This window comes from Butyricimonas faecihominis (assembly GCF_033096445.1).
Taxonomy (GTDB): Bacteria; Bacteroidota; Bacteroidia; order Bacteroidales; family Marinifilaceae; genus Butyricimonas; species Butyricimonas faecihominis.
In genome coordinates this window covers 4,220,061-4,240,528 of the sequence record NZ_AP028155.1, presented here as the reverse complement: position 1 = coordinate 4,240,528, position 20,468 = coordinate 4,220,061, and the positions used below count along the sequence as shown (strand labels likewise).

The 20,468-nt window shown below is 43.7% G+C and carries 10 protein-coding genes; 4 read left to right on the top strand and 6 right to left on the bottom strand.

The features are described 5' to 3' along the window. Nucleotides 1-33: 33 nt before the first annotated feature. Nucleotides 34-2,481: an outer membrane beta-barrel family protein gene (locus R8806_RS17535; RefSeq protein ID WP_124316409.1), complete on the bottom strand. Its 2,448-nt coding sequence runs from the start codon at nucleotides 2,479-2,481 to the stop codon at nucleotides 34-36. A 147-nt stretch (nucleotides 2,482-2,628) separates the two neighbouring features. Between R8806_RS17535 and R8806_RS17530 the strand changes: the two genes are divergently transcribed. The 4 genes from R8806_RS17530 (at nucleotide 2,629) to R8806_RS17515 (ending at nucleotide 9,203) form a co-directional block, all read left to right on the top strand. After that, nucleotides 2,629-3,330 carry a response regulator transcription factor gene (locus R8806_RS17530; RefSeq protein WP_124316410.1) on the top strand — a complete coding sequence of 234 codons (702 nt, stop codon included), beginning with the start codon at nucleotides 2,629-2,631 and terminating at the stop codon, nucleotides 3,328-3,330. Nucleotides 3,331-3,334: 4 nt separating this feature from the next. After that, entirely contained in the window at nucleotides 3,335-4,702 is a 1,368-nt protein-coding gene (locus tag R8806_RS17525) for a sensor histidine kinase (protein ID WP_124316411.1), read from the top strand. A gap of 491 nt (nucleotides 4,703-5,193) precedes the next feature. Beyond that, the gene (locus tag R8806_RS17520; protein ID WP_124316412.1) at nucleotides 5,194-5,868 is read left to right on the top strand and encodes a hypothetical protein; all 675 of its coding nucleotides are present in this window, start codon (nucleotides 5,194-5,196) and stop codon (nucleotides 5,866-5,868) included. Between the two features lie 110 nt (nucleotides 5,869-5,978). Next, nucleotides 5,979-9,203, top strand: coding sequence for a DEAD/DEAH box helicase (locus R8806_RS17515; protein WP_164719602.1), 3,225 nt, complete (start codon nucleotides 5,979-5,981; stop codon nucleotides 9,201-9,203). 66 nt (nucleotides 9,204-9,269) lie between these two features. On the opposite strand, the gene R8806_RS17510 is transcribed toward R8806_RS17515, so the two are convergent. Genes R8806_RS17510 through R8806_RS17490 form a run of 5 tightly spaced genes read right to left on the bottom strand, consistent with a single transcriptional unit; the run spans nucleotide 9,270 to nucleotide 20,361 of the window. After that, nucleotides 9,270-11,654 carry a zinc-dependent metalloprotease gene (locus R8806_RS17510; protein ID WP_124316414.1) on the bottom strand — a complete coding sequence of 795 codons (2,385 nt, stop codon included), beginning with the start codon at nucleotides 11,652-11,654 and terminating at the stop codon, nucleotides 9,270-9,272. A gap of 7 nt (nucleotides 11,655-11,661) precedes the next feature. After that, nucleotides 11,662-14,154 (bottom strand): zinc-dependent metalloprotease, encoded by a 2,493-nt coding sequence (locus R8806_RS17505; RefSeq protein ID WP_124316415.1) that lies wholly within the window; start codon nucleotides 14,152-14,154, stop codon nucleotides 11,662-11,664. A 31-nt stretch (nucleotides 14,155-14,185) separates the two neighbouring features. Further along, nucleotides 14,186-15,121, bottom strand: a complete 936-nt coding sequence (locus tag R8806_RS17500; RefSeq protein ID WP_124316416.1) for a hypothetical protein — start codon at nucleotides 15,119-15,121, stop codon at nucleotides 14,186-14,188. 4 nt (nucleotides 15,122-15,125) lie between these two features. Further along, entirely contained in the window at nucleotides 15,126-16,691 is a 1,566-nt protein-coding gene (locus tag R8806_RS17495) for a RagB/SusD family nutrient uptake outer membrane protein (RefSeq protein WP_151411540.1), read from the bottom strand. Between the two features lie 10 nt (nucleotides 16,692-16,701). Beyond that, nucleotides 16,702-20,361 (bottom strand): SusC/RagA family TonB-linked outer membrane protein, encoded by a 3,660-nt coding sequence (locus R8806_RS17490; RefSeq protein ID WP_221230325.1) that lies wholly within the window; start codon nucleotides 20,359-20,361, stop codon nucleotides 16,702-16,704. Nucleotides 20,362-20,468 lie beyond the last annotated feature (107 nt).

The window sequence follows — 20,468 nt, the reverse complement described above, 5'->3', positions numbered from 1 at the left end:
TTTTCTACACAAATTGCATTCTAAAGCCCCCGCTCACTCTTTCAGCACATCGTCATTCACAATTCCTCTTTTTACCTTCTTCACCGCGGCCCGTAAGTTCCCGATCCGGTAAGACAACCAAAACTGCACACTCGAATATTCCATGACATTCCCAAAATGCTGGACATACCCCGCTCCTATTTTCTTCCCTTTCGACTTCCGTTCATTATCAAAAATATTACTAGCCACCAAAGACAAGGTAAAACGATCTTTCAAGAAACTCTTATTTACCTGCAACACGTAATAATAACTCCCCGGATAATCCGTTTGCAGGCTGACCCGGGAACCGATATAACCACCCTGCACCATCGTCCGGATACCCCATCCCAACGTCTGTTGTACCATCCCTGTCACCGAATATTGCCATCCACACGCGCTTGACGGTACTTCCTTACTCTCCAAATCAATATATGCCACGTTTCCGTTCAAACGCACGCTGGTCTTACTCTTCAAATTACAATTCACGAACAGATTCAACGCCACGCTATTCTCCTTCCCGATATTTCCGTAGGTATTCTCCACCCGTCCCTCCTCGCTCACAAAGCCATACCCTTGAATCGCGTTCCCGGCATAACGATAATCGAGACTGGCGTTCACCATCCATTTCGAGGCGAAGGAACTAAACCCGAAACTGACATGATGAAAGCGTTCCGCCTTCAAACGGCTATTCCCGTAAGACACCACGCTGGCATTCGTTTCCGACTGGTACGGGTTCAGCAAACCAACTCCCGGTCGCATAATCCGCATATTATACCCCAACTTCCACACCCGTGTCCGGGCCGCCTGAAACGATAACGCCACGGAGGGTACCAAATTAGAAAAACGGGCATCAAAATCCGGTTGCGTATCCGGGTACAAAGAAACATCCAAAGTTGCCTGTTCAAAACGAGCCCCCAACTTCATCCCGAACTTCTTATAGTTGAACGAATAAGCGGCATAGGCAGCATAAATATCCTGCACGTGCAAAAGTTTCTCCATCCGTTCAGCCTGCATTCCCCAATCCGCTCCCGCATCCGTTCGCTCCCGATAAAAACTCTTGCTCGACGTGTTCCTCCGAATATACTTTACCCCGCTCTCCAAAGCGTGTACCGCACTAAACCGATTCACGTAATCTGCCTGCACCGTGTGTTCTCCCGTGTAAGCCTTATTCCGGTTCCGAGTTTCATAAGGAGAAAACTTCACCCCCTCATCCATCTTTTGGAAATCAAACACGTCTCGGTTTGTATATCCTTCCGAGGGTGTTCGATTATACATATAAGAAAGCGTAAACACGTGATCCGGATTCTCGAACGTTCGTTGATAATTAAATGCAACCTCCCGAGTCCCATCGTCCATCCCGATTCTCTCTGACACCCCGTATTCATACAAAGAAGCATGATCCTCTCGTCGCGCCTCATTCCATCCCGTCTGTTTCCACCTCGAATCCGTCTGCCGGGAAGAAAAAGAAAACGTCAACAAATTCAACGAATCCACCTCGTAACTCACCTCGACATTTCCCCAAGTCATCGGCTGGATCACCTCGCTATTCATATCCCACACGAGATAACGTTGCTCCTGATCGTTCAGGTTCTCCAACACGTTATGATACTCCGACCTCCTCGCCCCCACGTCATAATAAGACAAGAAAGACGACAACGACAATTTACCATACTTCAACATCCCGTTCGCGGCCACATTCCAAGTCCCGTAATCATCCCCGCCTCCCACGACATACAAGGAATATCCCTCCAGCCCCATCCTCGCCATTTCAATATTTATAATACCACCCACCTCCGATGCATCATATTTCGCACCCGGGTCCGTGATCACCTCGATCTTTTTCACCGCTACGGCGGGAATCCCTTTCAATCCCTTTCCCGGTTGCTGTTTCACCAGCCCCGACGGGCGTCCGTTTATATAAATACTGCATTTTCTCCCGTTCAGTTCAATGCCATCCATCCCGTCAACGGTCACCAATGGAACCTTACGTAACACCTCCAGCACGCTTTCATTCTTCGCGTCAGGATCATCCCCCATGTCATAAGTAATTTTATCCACCTCAAACCGGATCGGCAACTTCCTAGCAACCACATCCACCTCCTGCAATCTCTCCGCGGACGCCACCATGTACAATGTTCCCACACTCATCTCGTCCCGTCCTGCCTCAACCCGGAATTCCCACACTACCCCCCGATAACCCACGTGAGAAAAAGTAAGTACATACTTCCCTACCGCCAAAGGTCCCACCTTAAAAAAGCCATTCGTATCGGTCACCGTCAGCTTCACGGGAATTGTTCGATGTTCCGCCTCCGCCACCTGCACCGTGGCATATGCGATCGCTTTCAACGACACCGTGTCCTTCACCCATCCTTTCACGATACATCCTTTCTCATCTTGCCGCGCATACGCCACCGACGTCACGCAAAACAATAAAATCAAGCCTAAATATTTATTGATCTCCATTCGTTCGATTTTTTAACAAATATACTCCCGAATCCTTGCGAGTAGCTTACGCCTTCCTTACATTTACCTTACATTTCATCCCACCCGCTAGATTTCACGTTTTTTTTCCCTAGATTTGTATAGAGAATCATGGAAAACGGCGTCACTATGGATAAAGAATTCAATTTCATCAAAAGAAAACACATCCTGATTGTCGATGACGAACGACAATTACTGGACCTCATCGAAAGTATTCTTCGAGAAGACGGTTTTTCTTCCATCACCACCGCCGGTTCCGCGCAAGAAGCCATTGTCGCCTGCCACACCTCCTTCCCCGATCTCGCCATCTTGGACGTGAATCTCCCGGACAGGGATGGATTTTCCCTGATGAAAGACATTCGGCAGATCAAGGACATTCCTATCCTGTTTCTAACCGCCCGGGACAAGCCGGAAGACATGTTCACGGGACTAGATGCCGGGGGCGACGATTACATGACCAAACCGTTTCTTCCCAAAGAACTCCTTCTCCGGCTGAGCGCCATTCTTCGCCGATCATACAAAAATGAGAAAACAGTGATCGAGCTGGCCCATTGCACCATCGATTTCGACAAGGCAGAAATAAACCGCCAAGGCGAGACCTTCCCGCTCACCGCCAGAGAACACGCCATTTTGAACGTACTCTACAAATCGGCCAACCGCATCGTTACCATGGATGCCCTTTGCGCGGAAGCGTGGGGCGATAATCTCTACGGGTATGAAAATTCCCTTATGGCCCACATCCGGCGTATCCGGGAAAAGATAGAAATGACCCCTTCCTCCCCGGAATCTCTCATCACGATCAAGGGGCTTGGTTACAAACTTATCCTATAAAGCCATGAAAGACCTGCAACATTCCATAAAGCGTATCGGGAAACGAGTTCTCATCGGGGCCATCTTGCTAATCTCCGTGAACATTCTCATCTACTCGCTCGTCGTCCACTATTACCTGAAAGCCGGGGTTTCCCAGCCGCCAGCACAATTTATCCGCAAGCTGGCTGATCGCTTGCACATCGAGAATAATAATTTCAAGGTCGACTCCCTGTTACTCGTGCAGGTCAAGGAACAGCAAATGTGGGTCATGCTACTCGATGACAAACAAAGAAATATCCGTTGGGCCGTCAATCTCCCCGGATTGTTACCGGACACCACCACGCTGGGAGACATCTCCACACTCGCGAAATCCCATTTGAAAGACGATTCGCCGACAGGCTACAAAAGGGATGAAGAGATGTTCGCTGCCAGCGACCTAAATGATAGCTCTCCAAATTTCGACAATATGCAACAAATCACGGAAATGAAGTTTTTCCCGGTTCTCAACCTCCTCTTGATCTTGGGTAACATTTCCGTGTTGATTTTAGGCTATTTGTTCATTGATCGCCGTATGCTGCATTCCCTGAAAAGTATTCTTGGCGGGATACAAAGACTATCCCGCGGGGAAACCGTCCGGGTGAATGAAAAAGGTGTCTTTTCGGATGTCGCCTCTTGTCTGAACCAAACATCAGACCTTTTGCATAAACAAACCGCTTATCGGGAAAACTGGATCGCAGGCGTGTCACATGACGTACGCACCCCTTTGTCCGTCATTCTCGGACGTGCCGGACAACTGGAAGACGGAGACTATTCCTCGGAAGAGACTCGTAAACAGGCTCTTTATATCAAGAATCAAGCGCTTAAATTACGGGAACTCATCAACGACCTGAACCTCTTTTCTCAACTCGAAAAAGGGACTCAACCCTTACGGGAAGAAACCTTTCACCCCTCCGTTTTCTTCCGACAAACCATCGCCGCTTTTCTAAACAGCGACCCTCGCACCCAATATTATCAAATTGAAACCCGTATAGACCCGAACATCGAAAAAAGCACCCTGCATGGAGACCCCGGCCTACTCTCCCGGACCATCAACAATTTGCTTTACAACAGTATCCAGCACACCCCGGCAGGAACGACATTAACGTTGAGCCTGACCTATCAATCGGGTTTCTACCGCTTTTCCGTTTCCGATAACGGCAAAGGAGTTTCTCCTGCCTTCCTGCAAAAATTACAAACTTTGGCTCAAGGGGAAATCCCGGACCTCCTTCCCGGGCAGGAACACGGCTTGGGATTAAGCATTGTTTGCCAGATCGTGAAACTACATAAAGGGAAAATCTGTTTTCACAATTTACAGCCACACGGTTTTTCAACTGAAATATTGCTACCGGAATAACACATTTTCCGGAACAACTAAAAAGAGGGCTGTCCCAAAAAGTTCTACTTGTATTTGCCAACTACCCCCTCCAGCTCCCCCTTACACAGGGAGAGAGTTGATTACCAAGCGGTTTCTTCCCCCGTGTAAGGAGGAGTTAGTGGGGGTAGTTGTTTAAAAATGACTTTTGGAGACACCCACTTTTTAATCCCAATTAATACCTAAATCCTTTATTACAAGTTGATCACTACCTGACGAATACCATCATAAACCTTATAGATACCTTATAGAAACATTATATGAACCTTATATATAATAAGGTTCATAAAGTATTCTTATAATCTAAGAAAAATATATCTTACGTATTTCATCCAGTAGTCATCACCTATTTATCATGAAATAACTATTGTACTCGTCAGCACCTGTTTCCGATCTCTTCGCATTTTTCCACGGAACCATTGCATAAAAGCCTATTAATAGTTAATTTTGTACATAATAAACCTCTTATAATCATGGAATCACGCGAAATCTTTGAACAAAAATACCAAGCTTTACCACCCGAGATCAAATATATCGTGGAATTACTAGCCTATTCCTGTTGTCCTATTTCCAAAAGTACACTGGAACGACTCGAATTACCTTTCGAAAAATCCAAATCAAAACGCCAAGCAATCATCCTCTCGTTAAAAGATTACCCCGACATCATCTGGCCTAGCAAAAATATACTAGACTCCTATTACGTGCTGGAACCTCACCTTTCCCTTCACCTCTTGCTTCAGCTAGAAAAGCAAAAGCGAGATTTTAAAAAGGAAATTCGTAATACCAATTTTTGGAACGCGGCGAATTACCTTGGTAAGCGGGTTCGAGACACGTTAATAAAATACTATTATAACCAAACGCCCTTCAGCTATCTTTCCGTCGCGAACCAAAATATTCACGCCAAATTCTTGCTGGATGCGGCATTGGATATGCCGGAATTTAGCGGAATTGAACATTTTTTCCCGATAACAAAGTTCCTGGAAACCTTCGAAGCAGAAGTCGACATGATAGATGAAACGTTAGAGCTTCCTCCAAATTTCGAACACACGTATCAACGCACGATTTCATTCATCGGGCTCAACCCGCCATATCTAGAAAAACTGGAAAAACATTTGCCAGAATCAACACCCTGTTACCCGGTGACTTAAGTCGCATCCCGGGAGAAAACGCGGTAAATGCCGAGGGATATTATTTACAAGGGATGTACCACCTGTATAAAGGAGACTACCCGCTAGCGATCAAACACTTTGAGGCCGGTATGAAACTCGCGAAGACGGATATACCACAGTGGCCTTTCTACAACTACGGGTACGCCATAGCACTCATGCTGGATAAATCGGAGCAAAGCAACAAACGTATAGCCGTGTTGAGTAAGAAAAAATCCATGCAGGAGGAAGAAGCTTTCCCGGCCGCATTATTATTCATGATCCATAAAAACACTCCGGCAGAGGAACTGCACGACACGATTCGGTTACGAGACATCATGTTCTCGACATCCCTTGTCCGGTTGTTAGTACATACGATTCTCCAACATCACAATCTAGCACTCTCGTTCTTTGGCACAAACAAACATTTATTTGTCCCCGAATTGCAGAAAAACGGGTGGGACTTGCTCCTACTGGAAACTTCCGCACCTTATCCCGAATTGCAAGAAACTCGGGTAGAATTAGAAAAAAAGTTGGGCATTACCCCTTTAATCAGCAGGATCAAAGTCATTCCGGAATGGGAAAAAACGCTGGAATTATTGCTTCCCACGAAAAGGGAAAAAACGGCCGGCACGAAAAGCACTTCGCGAATCGTCTATCTTATCGATCCCAAATATCACCACGTACAACCGACGTTACAACAATCCAAAGATGGAATCACATGGAGCGCGGGAAGGAATATCGCTTTAAAACGATATAGTGATAGGAGTCTCCAAGACATGAGCGAAGTGGATGAAAAAATCGCCCGTCTCGTAAAACAAAGCTACTCCTACAATGGTAGCAGCTACTACATGAATGCCACGGAAGCCATTGCCTGTCTCGCGGGTTACCCGCTGGTGTTCCTCGCTTCCAACCCTCGAATCCCCGTGGAGATCGTGGAAGAAAAGCCGGAACTCGTCATTCGCCAGCAAGCCGACGGGTTCACGATCACGAGCAACGCGGGAGCCCCCGACTCGACCATACTGATCACGTGGGAAACCCAGACACGGGCGAAAGTAATTCACATGACCACGCAACAATACACGATCATCAGCACGCTCCAACGCGTGAAAACTTTCCCGCCGGAGGCCAAAGAACGTCTTTTGGAATTGATCAAGCATCTGAACGGAAATATTGTCGTACATTCCGATCTGATCGGCGATCAAGAACAACTCCCGACGATCAAGGGAGACAGCCGTATCGTCGTGCAACTCCTCCCGATTGGCGATTCCCTGCGGGCTGAACTTTTCTGTAAACCTTTCGGGGAAGTTCCTCCATATTGTAAACCGGGGAAAGGGGCTAAAAGTGTCACGGGAATCGTGAACGAGGAAAAAAGCCTCGCCACCCGGGATCTTGATGAAGAAAAGAGATTCAAGGATGCCGTTTTAGCGGACGTGGAAAGATTATCGGATGACTACGACGGGGACGCTTACGTGTTCCACTCACCGGAAAGTTGTCTGAACCTACTGGAAACGCTAAAACACCGCGACGAGATAGCTTCCATCGAATGGCCGGAAGGCGTTCGCTACCGGATAAAGCATTACATCACGGGAGATAATTTGCATCTCTCGCTCACCGGGCGCAACCAATGGTTTGACCTTGAAGGTGAACTGCGTGTCGGGGAAAAGACAATCATGACGATCAGCGAGTTGCTGCAAGCCTGCCGCCATAGCAAGGGACGTTTCATTCCCATCGGGGACAAGGAGTATCTCTCGCTCACGCAAACCTTGAAGAGACGTTTGGAAGAACTGGAATCCATGTCTGTCGAGGAAAACAACCGTTTCCGGATACAACAATTCGCCTCTCCTGTTTTTGACAACTGGGAAGAAGAAGGAATTCAATTAACCACGGATAAACGGTTCAAGGATTTACAGAAAAAGATCGAGAAGGCCTCCCGCTTAAAACCAGAAATTCCCGTTACGCTGAAAGCCGACCTGCGGGAATACCAGAAAGACGGGTTCGAATGGATGGCCCGCCTCGAAGCCTGGGGAGCCGGAGGATGCCTCGCGGACGATATGGGACTGGGGAAAACGGTTCAAGCCATCACCATGTTGCTACACGTTGCCCGTAAAGGCCCTTCACTCGTCATCTGTCCCGCCTCCGTGTTACCCAACTGGGAACATGAATTACGACGATTCGCCCCCACGTTGAATGTCTACCGACTAAACTCGGCCACCGAAAGGCAACAAACCATTACCGCCATGCAACCGGGCGACGTGTTGCTGGCTACATACGGAATGCTTGTCTCGGAAGAAAAGGGGTTGACAGGGAGACCGTGGCAGATGATCGTCTTGGATGAAGCCCACGCAATCAAGAACCGAACAACCAAAATGTCAAAGGCGGCCATGAAGTTACAAGCTGATTTCCGTTTGATTCTTACCGGAACGCCCATTCAGAACCATCTCGGGGAGCTATGGAACCTGTTTCAATTTATCAACCCGGGACTACTCGGCAGTCTCGAACATTTCACGGAACGCTACGTGCAGCCCATCACTCAACTAAAAGATAAATCCTGCCAGAATCAACTGAAACGTTTGTTGTCCCCCTTCCTATTACGACGCACGAAGAATGCCGTTCTAGACGAATTACCCCCGAAAACGGAGATCATCCGGGACGTGGAACTCAGCGAAGCGGAAATGGCCCAGTACGAGTTGTTACGCCGAGAGGCGGAAATGACACTGGCAGACGCGACAAACGGGGACCAATTAAAGATTATCGCGGAAATCACTCGCCTACGGTTAGCCGCCTGTAACATAAATTTAGTCAACAAAGCCTTCACCACGCAGGCCTCCAAGGTGGAAACCTTTTTAAACATCGTCAACGAACTCAAGGCAAACAATCACCGGGCTCTCGTGTTCAGCCAGTTCACCTCCCACTTGGCACTTATCCGCCAAGCGCTTGACCAAACGGGTATTTCCTATTTATACTTGGATGGTAGTACGCCTATCCGTCAGCGGGAGCAACTCGTGGCTCAATTCCAGGAGGGAACATCCCTACTGTTTCTCATCAGTCTCAAAGCGGGGGGATTGGGACTAAATCTCACGGCAGCCGACTTCGTGATCCACATGGACCCGTGGTGGAACCCCGCCGTCGAGGATCAAGCCTCAGACCGGACCTACCGGATCGGCCAAACCCGTCCGGTAACGATCTACCGCCTGATAGCCAAGGGTACCATCGAAGAGAAAATCATCCGCCTGCATCACACGAAAAAAGATCTCGCCGATTCCTTACTCGAAGGTACGGATCTTTCACACAAGCTGACACGGGAAGAGATTCTGGAGCTGTTGAGGCAGGAGTAGGTCATAAAAGAGACCGAGGATCAAATCCCCGGTCTACTTTATCTGTTGAAACAAACACTAAACATTTTACTTCGTAACAGAAGCTATTAATTTCATATCCTGTTCTATCCGGTACATCATCGCTCTGTAATGATCACGCACGGTTTGATTAACATGTTGCTCCGAAAGTAATTTTGCCTGTTCATGAATATCATTTATCCAAGCAATCATATTTACCCCGTAAGTTGTCAACTTGTTATTATTGGAAAGAACCATATGTTTTACCATCAAGTCCATGAAAGTCATGATAAACATGTTCTCCACGTGACATTCATACTCTGACAAAACCATGTCTTTACTAAAATTTTTAAAGATCAGACGACGTATATCCTCCCAATAATCAATCAAAGAATATGCTTTATCTCCCTCCACACGGGTAGCCCGTTCCATGTTTTCAATCACTTTGGGATTCAGTAAATAGCTAAAAACAATCTCTTGCAAACCAAAACGTATGCCTTTAGGCCCAATCCCAAATTCTTTCGTCAAAACCTCATCATACATCCATTCCTGTGGTTCGGCAAAAACATTTTCAGCTAAGAATTCCATGGTTTGTTGCTGCAACTCTTTAGAAGCAAAAACTTCATCCCGTTCTAATTTCATCCGGGAGCCCAAGTTCTCCATCACCTTATACACCAGATTCTGGTACAACATTCCCAAGGCATTTTGTCCCCCGGTCATGTAAGTTTGCCAATTATTCGCTTTCAAATCCTCCGTGGCAGAGAGTTTGTTTAAGTTCTTGATAAACCTTTCCATATTACGAATCCCCAACCGGGAAGCCTCGATTTTATCGGAAGATAAATCCGAAGGTAACGCCCGCAGGTCGTAACTGGTATTTTTCATGTAAAGAAGAGTTTTATTCGTCAAACGCTTATCTGCCAAATTCTTCAATAATTTTTTATCGTTATCGGCAGTCTTACTGTTCGGGAACACCCGGTATCCCCATTCAATCGCCCAACGATCGTAAACCCCCACGTGGTATATTAATTCATCCGTGGTCATCTTGTCTTCCGGCTGAGCAATAAAATTGAACGAGCAATCGTCTAAGATAGAAGCTGAAAAACTATTTTTTTTCACGAAATTACGATCCCGAATCTGGGCTGGGGTATAAGCATAGCTACCCGCCGCATTAGGAAGTAATCCTAAAGCGAAACCGACCTGTCTCGCCACGAACATGCGAACAATTGCCCCAGCAACATGAGGATCATAAATATTCTTTGCCATACGAGGATCAATGGCCCCACAACGGGCAAAATAAGTATCCAAATACCCCCCAAGAGTCACGTGATTCAGGTTCACGTTACATGCCAATATCTCCCCTGTACGAATATCCCGTTCAAAAGAAGTAGAATTGGTCCCGGCATTGATACTATAAGAAATGACCGCTTTGGCCGAAGTCATCTCGTCTTCATTCTGAGCCTCTCTTACTTGAATTGCATTTTTAAACCCGGCTTTCTCAAAAGCAGACTGCCACTCCAAAACTCCTTCTTTGGCATATTTTTTCAATTCTTTGGGAAAGCAATTATCCAAATAGAACACGATCGGCTCTTTAGGTTCAGTCAAAATTCCCTTGACATAGCGATTCATATCCTTCGGCTCCAGATTCCATTTCGCAATGATCGTTCTTTTTTTGATCCCGTAAGGATTACTTCCGAAATCATAATAATCCAACGTCTCGTACCCCACCCGTTCATCGGCATAACGAACTCGCATACGTCTTTCCGGCAAAAGATCGACATGACATTCAATCCCGGCAACATTTTGATCCACGATCCAGGTCAGCGTGAACTTCACTCCATGATTTTTTTTCAACACTTCATTCACGAAAATCATTTCTCCACCACCGGATTGTTTGTTCCCTTTCAATGCAGCACTGGTTCCTTCATCTGACAAGCGATACCAATTCCCGGTTCCTTTTATCAAGTTGGTAATCTCGATAATCACGCCCGTTGAATCTTTTCCCCAAGCCACGATAGGAAAGACGGCATCTACCGGTAACAATGTTTCTTCTTCTAGAATACGGGCCACTTCCGGTTGTTGTTCTGATCCCCGGACTCCCCCGAACTCACAATACATATACAGCTTATCCTGAGGGCCTTTCTTAAAATTTACCACCCCGGCAGATTCCAAACCTGAAGCACGCACCCCGATACCTTTCACCATTTGTCCGGAGATAAACATATCCCTTCCAAGGTATTTCTCTGCTATCTCCATGTAGTATTTATCATCCAACTCGTACACGGGGAAGGTGGCATCCACTTGCTTCATGCCTTTTTTAAAGAATTTATCAAAGGACATGGGCCCCTTTTTCTCTGCCGCAGTCGTTTTTTTATCTTCCGAAGCCTTTTTCTCCTGCCCAATTCCAGGCAAGCAAACCATAAGGCACAGTACAATACTTAATATACAATTTCTCATCCTGGCTTTATTTTAGATACAGACCACTTTTTTCTCCATTCAACCAAGCTTCCACCGTCTTCACGATTGTCTCCGCATGCATCTCGGAAGCCTTGTCCGGAGCCTTCATCTTATACGCCTCGGCAGTTTTAGCAATATTCTCCAACTGCAACGTAAACAGGGTTAACAAATTAGAAGTTTTCCGAACCTCCGAATATTGTGTAATTGCCATCACCTGGCGAAGGTATTCCATTTGCAAGTCACGACGATAAGCCGGAATAGCCTCTCCATTCTTCAAATCTGAAAAAATTCCGTTTTCCAAATCATTGAAATAATCTTCTGGGGTATAATTTCCTTCACGTCCATATAAATCCATACAAGAGGACAAAAAGGCTGTCTTTGGCAATAAGTTCTGGATAACGAATCGTTGAATATTCCCCTGAGTTCTCAATTTATCGATACCCGACAAGCCAACAATCCGTTTCTCGAACAACCATTCCGGACTCGTGAACACGTGTTTTGTCAAAAATTCCATGGCCTCTTGTTGCCGTTCCTTTTCCACCATTCGAGATTCTGCCTTACCATTTGAACGTAAAGGCATCTCGCTATAACGACCTCCTACATTTTTCAAAACATGAGAGATGAAATACATGTATTGATTTAAAACTCCATTATACATCATTTTCAAGTAAGTAGCGTCATCGTCATCGCCCTTTGTCCAGCCTTCCAGATTATTCATGATCAATTTCAGGTTTTTGATACCGTACTCGCCTGCCTTCATGCTATTATCTCCTAAATCCTCATTTTGGAAACGGGGATCAGACATATCCAATTCGGTTCCAAACATACATTTCGGTTCTTCTTTGTACTTCTGAGTTACCCAATTCCGAAGATACTCCGTTTCCTCCTTCAAGTCCATACCCGGGAAATAACGATATCCCCATTCAATAGCAAATTCATCATAGATACCAATGCGCGGAATCAAATCTTTCACATCGATATGATCTTCCGGTTGCGCAATATAATTCATACGGGCATAGTCCATGATAGAAGCCGTGTGGCCATTCTTTTTCACGTACTCTTTATCTCTTAATTTTTCAACCGGGTACAAGCTACTAGCACCAAAGTTATGACGCAATCCCAAAGTATGTCCCACCTCATGAGCGACAACAAAACGCATCACGTCACCCACTACATTTTCCGGCATAGGACATTGACGTACTCTAGGATCAGAAGCCGCAGCCTGACAGAAATACCACTGTTGAACCATCTCCATCACGTTATGGAAAATACCAATGTGTGAACAAAGAATCTCTCCCGAACGCGGGTCTGCCATATGAGGGCCATATGCGTTAGGAACCAAAGAAGCCTTGTAGGAAATCACGGAATAACGCACATCTTCCATCGAGAAATCCGGATCTTCTTCCGGGGTTGGAGCCATCTTTCCGATAATCGCATTTTTGAAACCGATTTTCTCAAAGACAGGTTGCCACAAATTTACAGCCTCAACGAAATAAGGTTGCAAAAATTTGGGGGTATTCCGGTCAATATAGAAAACGATCGGTTTTACAGGTTCAACCAGTTCTCCACGTTTATATTTTTCCATATCTTCCGGTTTCGGTTCCAGTCTCCAACGACTAACAAGATACGTCCGTTCAGCTTTATACGGATTAGCTCCCATATCCGATTTCATGTTCGTGAAGTATCCCACCCGGATATCTTCAAACCGGGGTCGCATGGGTTCCTCAGGCAAGAGGGCTATGGACACACCGATTTCCCAACGCGTAGGAGGAGTTGGTTCACTCCCCCCCTTCGGATTTGCCGGACTAGGAGGCAATGATCTGGATCCCGCAGCATAACTCTTCACGGAACGGAAAATGATATTGTTTTTGAAACAACTCGTTTTCGTCATATAAGAACGATCTGCCTGAAAACCTCCCAATCCCAATTTTCTAGCAGAAGCTTTCAACGAAAAGATATCATTGTCACCCGTCAACGCCGCAGTCATATCGATCAACACGGAGTTTTCACTCTTAGCTTTCACATCGAACACGTATAACACGGGAATCAACGTGGAGTTCTTCACAGCCTGATATACCCCCATCGTCGTATCGGTTACAGCATAACCATAAGATGGTTTCTTCAAAAAGATTTTATCTTTCGGCCCTTTCTCAAAACTGATAATCGTGTGAGACAAGGCATCACCCGCATAACCATACATTTGAGTCGGTGTCGGCTTGGGCATCTCAGACCCTTTGATAATAGAAACCATCGTGACAAATTCCCGTTCCATCATCGCATCGGAAATTTCCATGTAATATTTATCATCCTGCTCGTACACGTTGAACATTCCTTTATGTACAACGGCCTCCGGTTTGATAAATTCCGATATTTCAGGTAACCCTTTTTTCTGTTGTGTTGTATCAGTCTCCACGCTCTCTTTCTCTTGAGCAGAAACCATGGGCGCACACATCCCCCAATAGCATATGAACAATGCTATTAATTTACATACAATTTTCATACTGTGATATTTATTAATTACTTTCTTTTATTTATTGCAGTCTTTCTATAATTTCTTTTATAAGACCATATTTTTTAAGAACATGCGGTTTATTTCCATAGGTTTCTTGTACTTCTGCCTCCGTGAAACCTAAATACAAAGCCACATAATCTTTCACATCTTGATCTCGTGAAGGGAAATAATATAAACTTCCTTCTATAATTTCCTTGTCTTGAGCAGGTTTCAAGAAACCATAATCTTCACAAGGCGCATAATAAGGGTTATATTTACTCGTATTATTAATATCCACCTTTTGCCCATAACTATAAAATTGATTTACATCCTGGGTCAAAACTTTGAAAAATTTAGCATCAAGATCGGATTTATAATCGGAATAAATATCTGAAGCAATAGGTGCAGCCAAAACTTCACCACCGAAAAGCTGTTTTTCTGAAGCAGTCATTTCCTTAATCTCACCCAACTTTCCAACAGCAACAGCAGTCATTCCCGCATATGCAGCAGAAGAATAACGCACTTGTCCTGTTGCAAGTCCTTGCCACAAAGTATCAACTAACAAATAACTTTTCGGAGCTGGAAGATAATCCGGCAGTTTGGGCAACACATAATCTCGTAGAAATTCAACTCCATCCATGATATCTTCCTGATTTTTTGACAAAGAATACTCTACAACTTTAGCATCACTAACTCCACCTAAAATTGTGTAATCCAATTTAATGGTCTCATAATAAATGATAGAATTGCCAAAAGCATCTTTCTCCTCCCGTGTCCCCACGGTATCTGTATAGAAAATAGGAACGTTATATTGTTCATATACCCCAAAGATGAAGTGATCCAACGGATCATCCGGATTATCAACATTTACCCACCAGTTGTTGTCCAGTGAACTTGGAGTCAAGTCATCTTCGCCACTACAAGCTACCATGCACATCAACACAACAAATCCTAATACATATATTATCTTTTTCATAGTCTTAGTTATTTATTTTACGATCTTCTCTCTCGTTTTGTACTAACGCACCATTATTATATGTCATGGCATACTCGGGGATTGGTAACACATAAGCCGTTTCCTCGTTATATTTTTTCAATCTATAATTCCCGGTAAATTGATATTCATTTCTTTCATCCCCTACACCGGAACCAGAACCTGCCCAACGGTCATAATGTGGGTGAATGATCTCTTTCGTAAAAGGATGTGTAGTAGATACGGCATAACGTCGTAAATCAAACCAGCGATGTCCCTCGAAACATAATTCCCGACGACGTTCATCCCGTACAAAAGTGATATAATCATCTCCCGTTTCAACCACAGATTGCAAATCCGCCCCTTTGAATCGATTACTTCTCAACTCTTGCAGACAAGCTTTAGAGTCATTCTCCCTTCCTAACATAGCAAGAGCCTCAGCCTTATTCAATATCACTTCCGGATAACGCAACAGAAACATATCAGACACGTATCCATCTTTATTCTTATCTTTCAACTTGATACAACGGAAAGTTCCGTCAGTTGTTCCCTCCACTCCCGGCATTCTTGTCGGAGTATGATAAATACTTCTACGCAAATCTTTTTCGTTATAGATTTTCAACAAATCATCTGATACCACCCAACCATAATGGTAATAAGGACTATAGTTCGTTTCAGACATGATAAAATCCATACTGTAAGTTCCTTGTGAAAATATTGTTTCGGGAGAACCTGCATACGTACTACTTTTAGACGCATCTACCGTATTAAAATCCAAACAAGAGTATTTATCCAGAAGCATGATAGAATCACATTGAGCCACGGCATTCTCCCAACGCTCCATGTAAAGATACACACGACTTAACAATAGACGGGCAGCAGCCTCGTTTGCTTGATAAACAGTAGTTTGTTCTACTCCTTTCAAAAGAAGGACCGCTTGTTTCAAATCATTCTCTATAGACTCGAAAACTTCCTTTACCGTATTACGAGAATAATATTTATCTTCAATATATTCAGTCAATTTTAAAGGTACAGACAAATCCGTGGTTGCCGAAGCCTCCCGGTAAGGAAGTCCATAAAAATTCGTCAACAAGAAATAAAATCCTGCACGCAAGAAAAGTGCTTCCCCTTTTATCCGGTTACGTTCCTCTTCCGGATCATCCAGCATATCATTAACTTTAGGAATTACCACGTTGGCGATAGCGATACGCGCATACCAATCTTTCCATGCAGCATCATCAAATGTCTTTCCCTCATTCTGGAACGGATTCTTTGCCCAATGATGAAACTCTTCAAGTTGATATACAGCTCCCGAGTATTGTTGTTTCCGATCCGGTTCGATAGCATCATCATCCATAACATGAATCCATGGACAAGAAAAACTATTGTCTCCAGTCACCGTAAAAGATGTTGACACATTTTGTTTCATGTAGCCATTCCCGATAAGTAATTCCTCCAAATCAGCACAAGAAGAAGCATAGGTCAAATCTTGAGAATAATCTTCCAAAAAATCACCACACGAAATGGTAAATAGTCCCAAACACACGATCCAATATAATATTTTCTTTTTCATAACTCTAAACTTAGAAAGTGATGTTAATACGACAAGAATAAGTAGGACGAAGGCTCATGTTAATTGTATTTGCCGACCCGGATTGAGTGGCTGGATCCTGTCCTTTCAGTTCTTTAGCACTAATTGTAAATAAGTTTGTTCCCGTCAATTCAAAATAAGCCGATTTTAAACGTAAAGCTTTCAATACTTTTTCCGAGAAAAGATAACGAAAACTCACGGAAGATAATTTCAAATAATTACCACTCACAACACGTATATCTGAATTATCATACATCGACCAAATATTATCCGCAAAAGAGTAAGAATACCCCGACCACCAGTTGGAAACGATTGTTGCACGGAATGCTTCTCCCGATAAAATACCCGGAATATTCGTGTAGGCCTCATCACCCGGATTTTGCCAACGTTTCAAAAATTCCCGACGAGCATTCTCGTGTGGCTGCGGAGCAATTGTACCATAAGAACCATTCACGTTCGGGTATAATTTCAACAAACGGATCTTGGAACCCAAACTATAAGCCAAGTTAAAAGCTAATACACAACGTTTATATGACAATTTATTGGAAATGCTTCCTTGTAACGTCGGTACTCTACATCCGGAATAATCCATCACGTACTTATACACCTCTTCTTTATCCATATCCGCAAATTTTTCCTTATTTTCCACGTCCACATCATAGAACATGGGACGGCCGTCAATTGGATCCAATCCTTTGAATTTATACGAGTAAAAAGAATCCAACGGGCGTCCAGGAATTTCCACGTTACCAGACAAATAATCAGCATATTTTACCTCATCACGAATTACTTTCTCTTGATTATTAATCGCTTTGGCTATCAATTTATTCAATACCTGACCAATCTGTGGGTCTATACTCCAACGAAAACTATCCGTCCCACCCTGCGGATTAAAGGGTACAAAATTCAAAGCGAACTCCCATCCCTGATTTTCCAAAGTTCCTTTATTTACCATATAATTAGTAATACCATTGATCTCGGAAATGGTTTTACTCAAAAAGGCATCTTTTGTCTTTTTGTAATAGTAAGCAACAGTTCCTTTGATTGCATCATTCAAGAACGAGAAGTCCAACCCAATATTAAAAGAAGCCGTTTTTTCCCATTTCAAAAATGGATTCGGGAATGAACTCACGGTCGATTCATATTTTCCGAATTGCGTGTTCATCGTTCCTTTCTTAATGATCAACTCGGGTGTTTGCGAGTCCAACATATTTCCTTGATAACCGAAAGAAAGACGCATTGCCAATAAATTCACCCAACTACGATTGGCAAATAAATCATCCTTCACATTCCAACGTCCCGCAATAGCCCAAATAGGTAAGAATTTATCGTTACTCTTGCTACCAAATTTATTGGACGCATCTCCACGCATGTTGAATGTCAAAACATAACGATCTCGATAACTATACGATGCCGTGAAATACCCAGATATCATGTTCGTTAACGAGTTTGTACGTTTTCCTAATGCCGCTTCATCATTAGCCAACCATTCCATGTACAGGGGATAAGCCGCCACGTCCACGGGAGCGTAAGATTCTCCTCTTTCCGGCATATAACAACGACGTGTTTGCGAGAAACCGCGGTAACGTGAAGAAGAAAGTTCTCCTCCCACGGAAGCCGTAATCATGTGAATATGATTTTCATCCAAGAATTTATTGAAGTCCAATTGTAAACGAGCCGTATAAGAGTTATTTCGAGAATCTAACAATTGTAATTCACCTCCATAAGGCATGTAATTTGCTACTTTTCCCTGTTCTGTGAATCCTCCATCACGTAAACAAGCTGCATAAAAACTCTTTTCCCCAAAATAAGTTTCCTCGTTCGTATTACTAACCTGATAGGACAAAGTGGCCGAAGCCTTTAAATAATCTGTAAATTTATAATCGACAGAAGTATTTACAGACAACGAACTCGAACGAATCTCGTCTGAAGTATTTTCTATTTCATTCAAAATACTGAAAGGATGCGTAGAGCTAGAACCTCCTTCCAACGTGGAAGTTCTATCGTAATAAAACAACGTCCCATCTTCATTGTATGCCGGAATTGTTCGAGAAGTATTGAATGCATAACTAAACAATCCTACATCTGACGGAGTATATTCTTTTTCTCCTACGTTAGCTTGAAACGCAAAACGGGCAGAGAAACGATTATAATTAGCAGTCAAATTCAATGCCGCTGAATACGTTTTATTTTGTTCTCCCTTATTGACCCCTTTCTCGTCATTAAATCCCAAAGACCCATAATAACGAATATTATCAGTACCTCCGGAAAGACTCAACGTATGCTTATGAGAAAAAGCATCCCGAGTCAACAAATCGAACCAATCCGTGTTAACCGTTTCATAACGATCCACCGTCTTTTGGAATTCATTATAATTCATTTTTCCATTCCAAAAATCATAAATCGCAGACTCGTAACCAACCCAAGAATTTAATGCTGTAAACTTGATTCCTTTCTCCACCAATTCACGAGAAAAAGCCATACGTTCTTTGGAGTTCATCACATTCACCTCCCGATCCGTATATCTTGGACGACGAGATAAACTTCCGGTAAAAGAGTAGGAAATTGAAGGAGGTCCGATCTTACCTTTTTTCGTGGTAATCACAATCACACCATTTGCTGCACGCGTACCATATAATGCCGTGGCAGAGGCATCCTTCAACACGTCAATTTGCTCAATATCATCCGGATTCAAGCCTGAAATAGCATTACCCAACAAATTCACAAAATCCAAATCATTAATTTGAGAAGGATCAACATTTACCGGATCATGTAAAATGATTCCATCCAAAACCCAAAGCGGTTCACGAGAACCCAACACAGTCGAAGAACCACGGATACGTAATTTCGGAGCCGCTCCCACCTGACCTGAATTTTGCATGAAAATCATACCCGGTACGTGTCCCTCCAACATCTTGTCAATAGTCGATATACCGGCCACATTAATATCATCAGCCTTCAAAGTTGTCACGGCACTGGTTAAATGACGTTTGTCAATTTTCTGGTAACCGGTAATCACAACCTCTTCCATCTGCTCCACATCATCCTCCATTACAATGTCTAACTTTTTGCCCGGCGTGTACTTTACTTCCTGTCTTTTCATCCCCACAAATGAAAAAACAAAAGTCACGGTATCCTTGGGTAAGGTAATCTTAAATTTTCCGTCTACATCCGTAACCACCCCTACTGTAGTCCCTTTTATCAACACGGTAACCCCCGGAAGAGGATTTTTTTTGGTATCTTTCACCGTCCCGGAAATAGACCTTCCTTCCTTTTTCTCCGGTTCATCTTTTTGTTTGTTCACGATATAAATAATATCGTTCTCAAAGAAATAACGCAATGAGGTATTTTTAAATACTTCATCCAGCACTTCCTGTACTGTTTTGTGATCTGCTTGCACATTAAACGCTTGAAGTGCCTTAACATGCTCTTCATTGTAAATAAAACGTAACCCCGTTTGTTTCCATATTTCCTGACACAATGTATTCACATCACACTGCTTCAAGTTTAAAGAAACAACCTGCTCCTGCGAGTAGCCATTTGCCATTACTCCAGGAATACAAAAGAAACAGAAAATTAAGAAAAATCTCATACTCTTAAAAGTCTTTGATTTTTTCACGCTAAAAACAGCGTACTTCCAATTAGATTTCATAACTTTGTCGTTAAATATTACACATGATGAATAGGAATCCGCTTGCCAATGGACCCATTCATTTATTGTTCAATAAGGTGAAGATGAGGGAAACATCTTCATCTTTT

Bases quoted from the DNA above. Each gene is read 5' to 3' on its own strand.
- R8806_RS17535 (WP_124316409.1), bottom strand. From the start codon at position 2,481: ATGGAGATCAATAAATATTTAGGCTTGATTTTATTGTTTTGCGTGACG.
- R8806_RS17510 (WP_124316414.1), bottom strand. From the start codon at position 11,654: ATGAGAAATTGTATATTAAGTATTGTACTGTGCCTTATGGTTTGCTTG.
- R8806_RS17520 (WP_124316412.1), top strand. From the start codon at position 5,194: ATGGAATCACGCGAAATCTTTGAACAAAAATACCAAGCTTTACCACCC.
- R8806_RS17490 (WP_221230325.1), bottom strand. From the start codon at position 20,361: ATGAAATCTAATTGGAAGTACGCTGTTTTTAGCGTGAAAAAATCAAAG.
- R8806_RS17525 (WP_124316411.1), top strand. From the start codon at position 3,335: ATGAAAGACCTGCAACATTCCATAAAGCGTATCGGGAAACGAGTTCTC.
- R8806_RS17505 (WP_124316415.1), bottom strand. From the start codon at position 14,154: ATGAAAATTGTATGTAAATTAATAGCATTGTTCATATGCTATTGGGGG.
- R8806_RS17500 (WP_124316416.1), bottom strand. From the start codon at position 15,121: ATGAAAAAGATAATATATGTATTAGGATTTGTTGTGTTGATGTGCATG.
- R8806_RS17530 (WP_124316410.1), top strand. From the start codon at position 2,629: ATGGATAAAGAATTCAATTTCATCAAAAGAAAACACATCCTGATTGTC.
- R8806_RS17515 (WP_164719602.1), top strand. From the start codon at position 5,979: ATGAAACTCGCGAAGACGGATATACCACAGTGGCCTTTCTACAACTAC.
- R8806_RS17495 (WP_151411540.1), bottom strand. From the start codon at position 16,691: ATGAAAAAGAAAATATTATATTGGATCGTGTGTTTGGGACTATTTACC.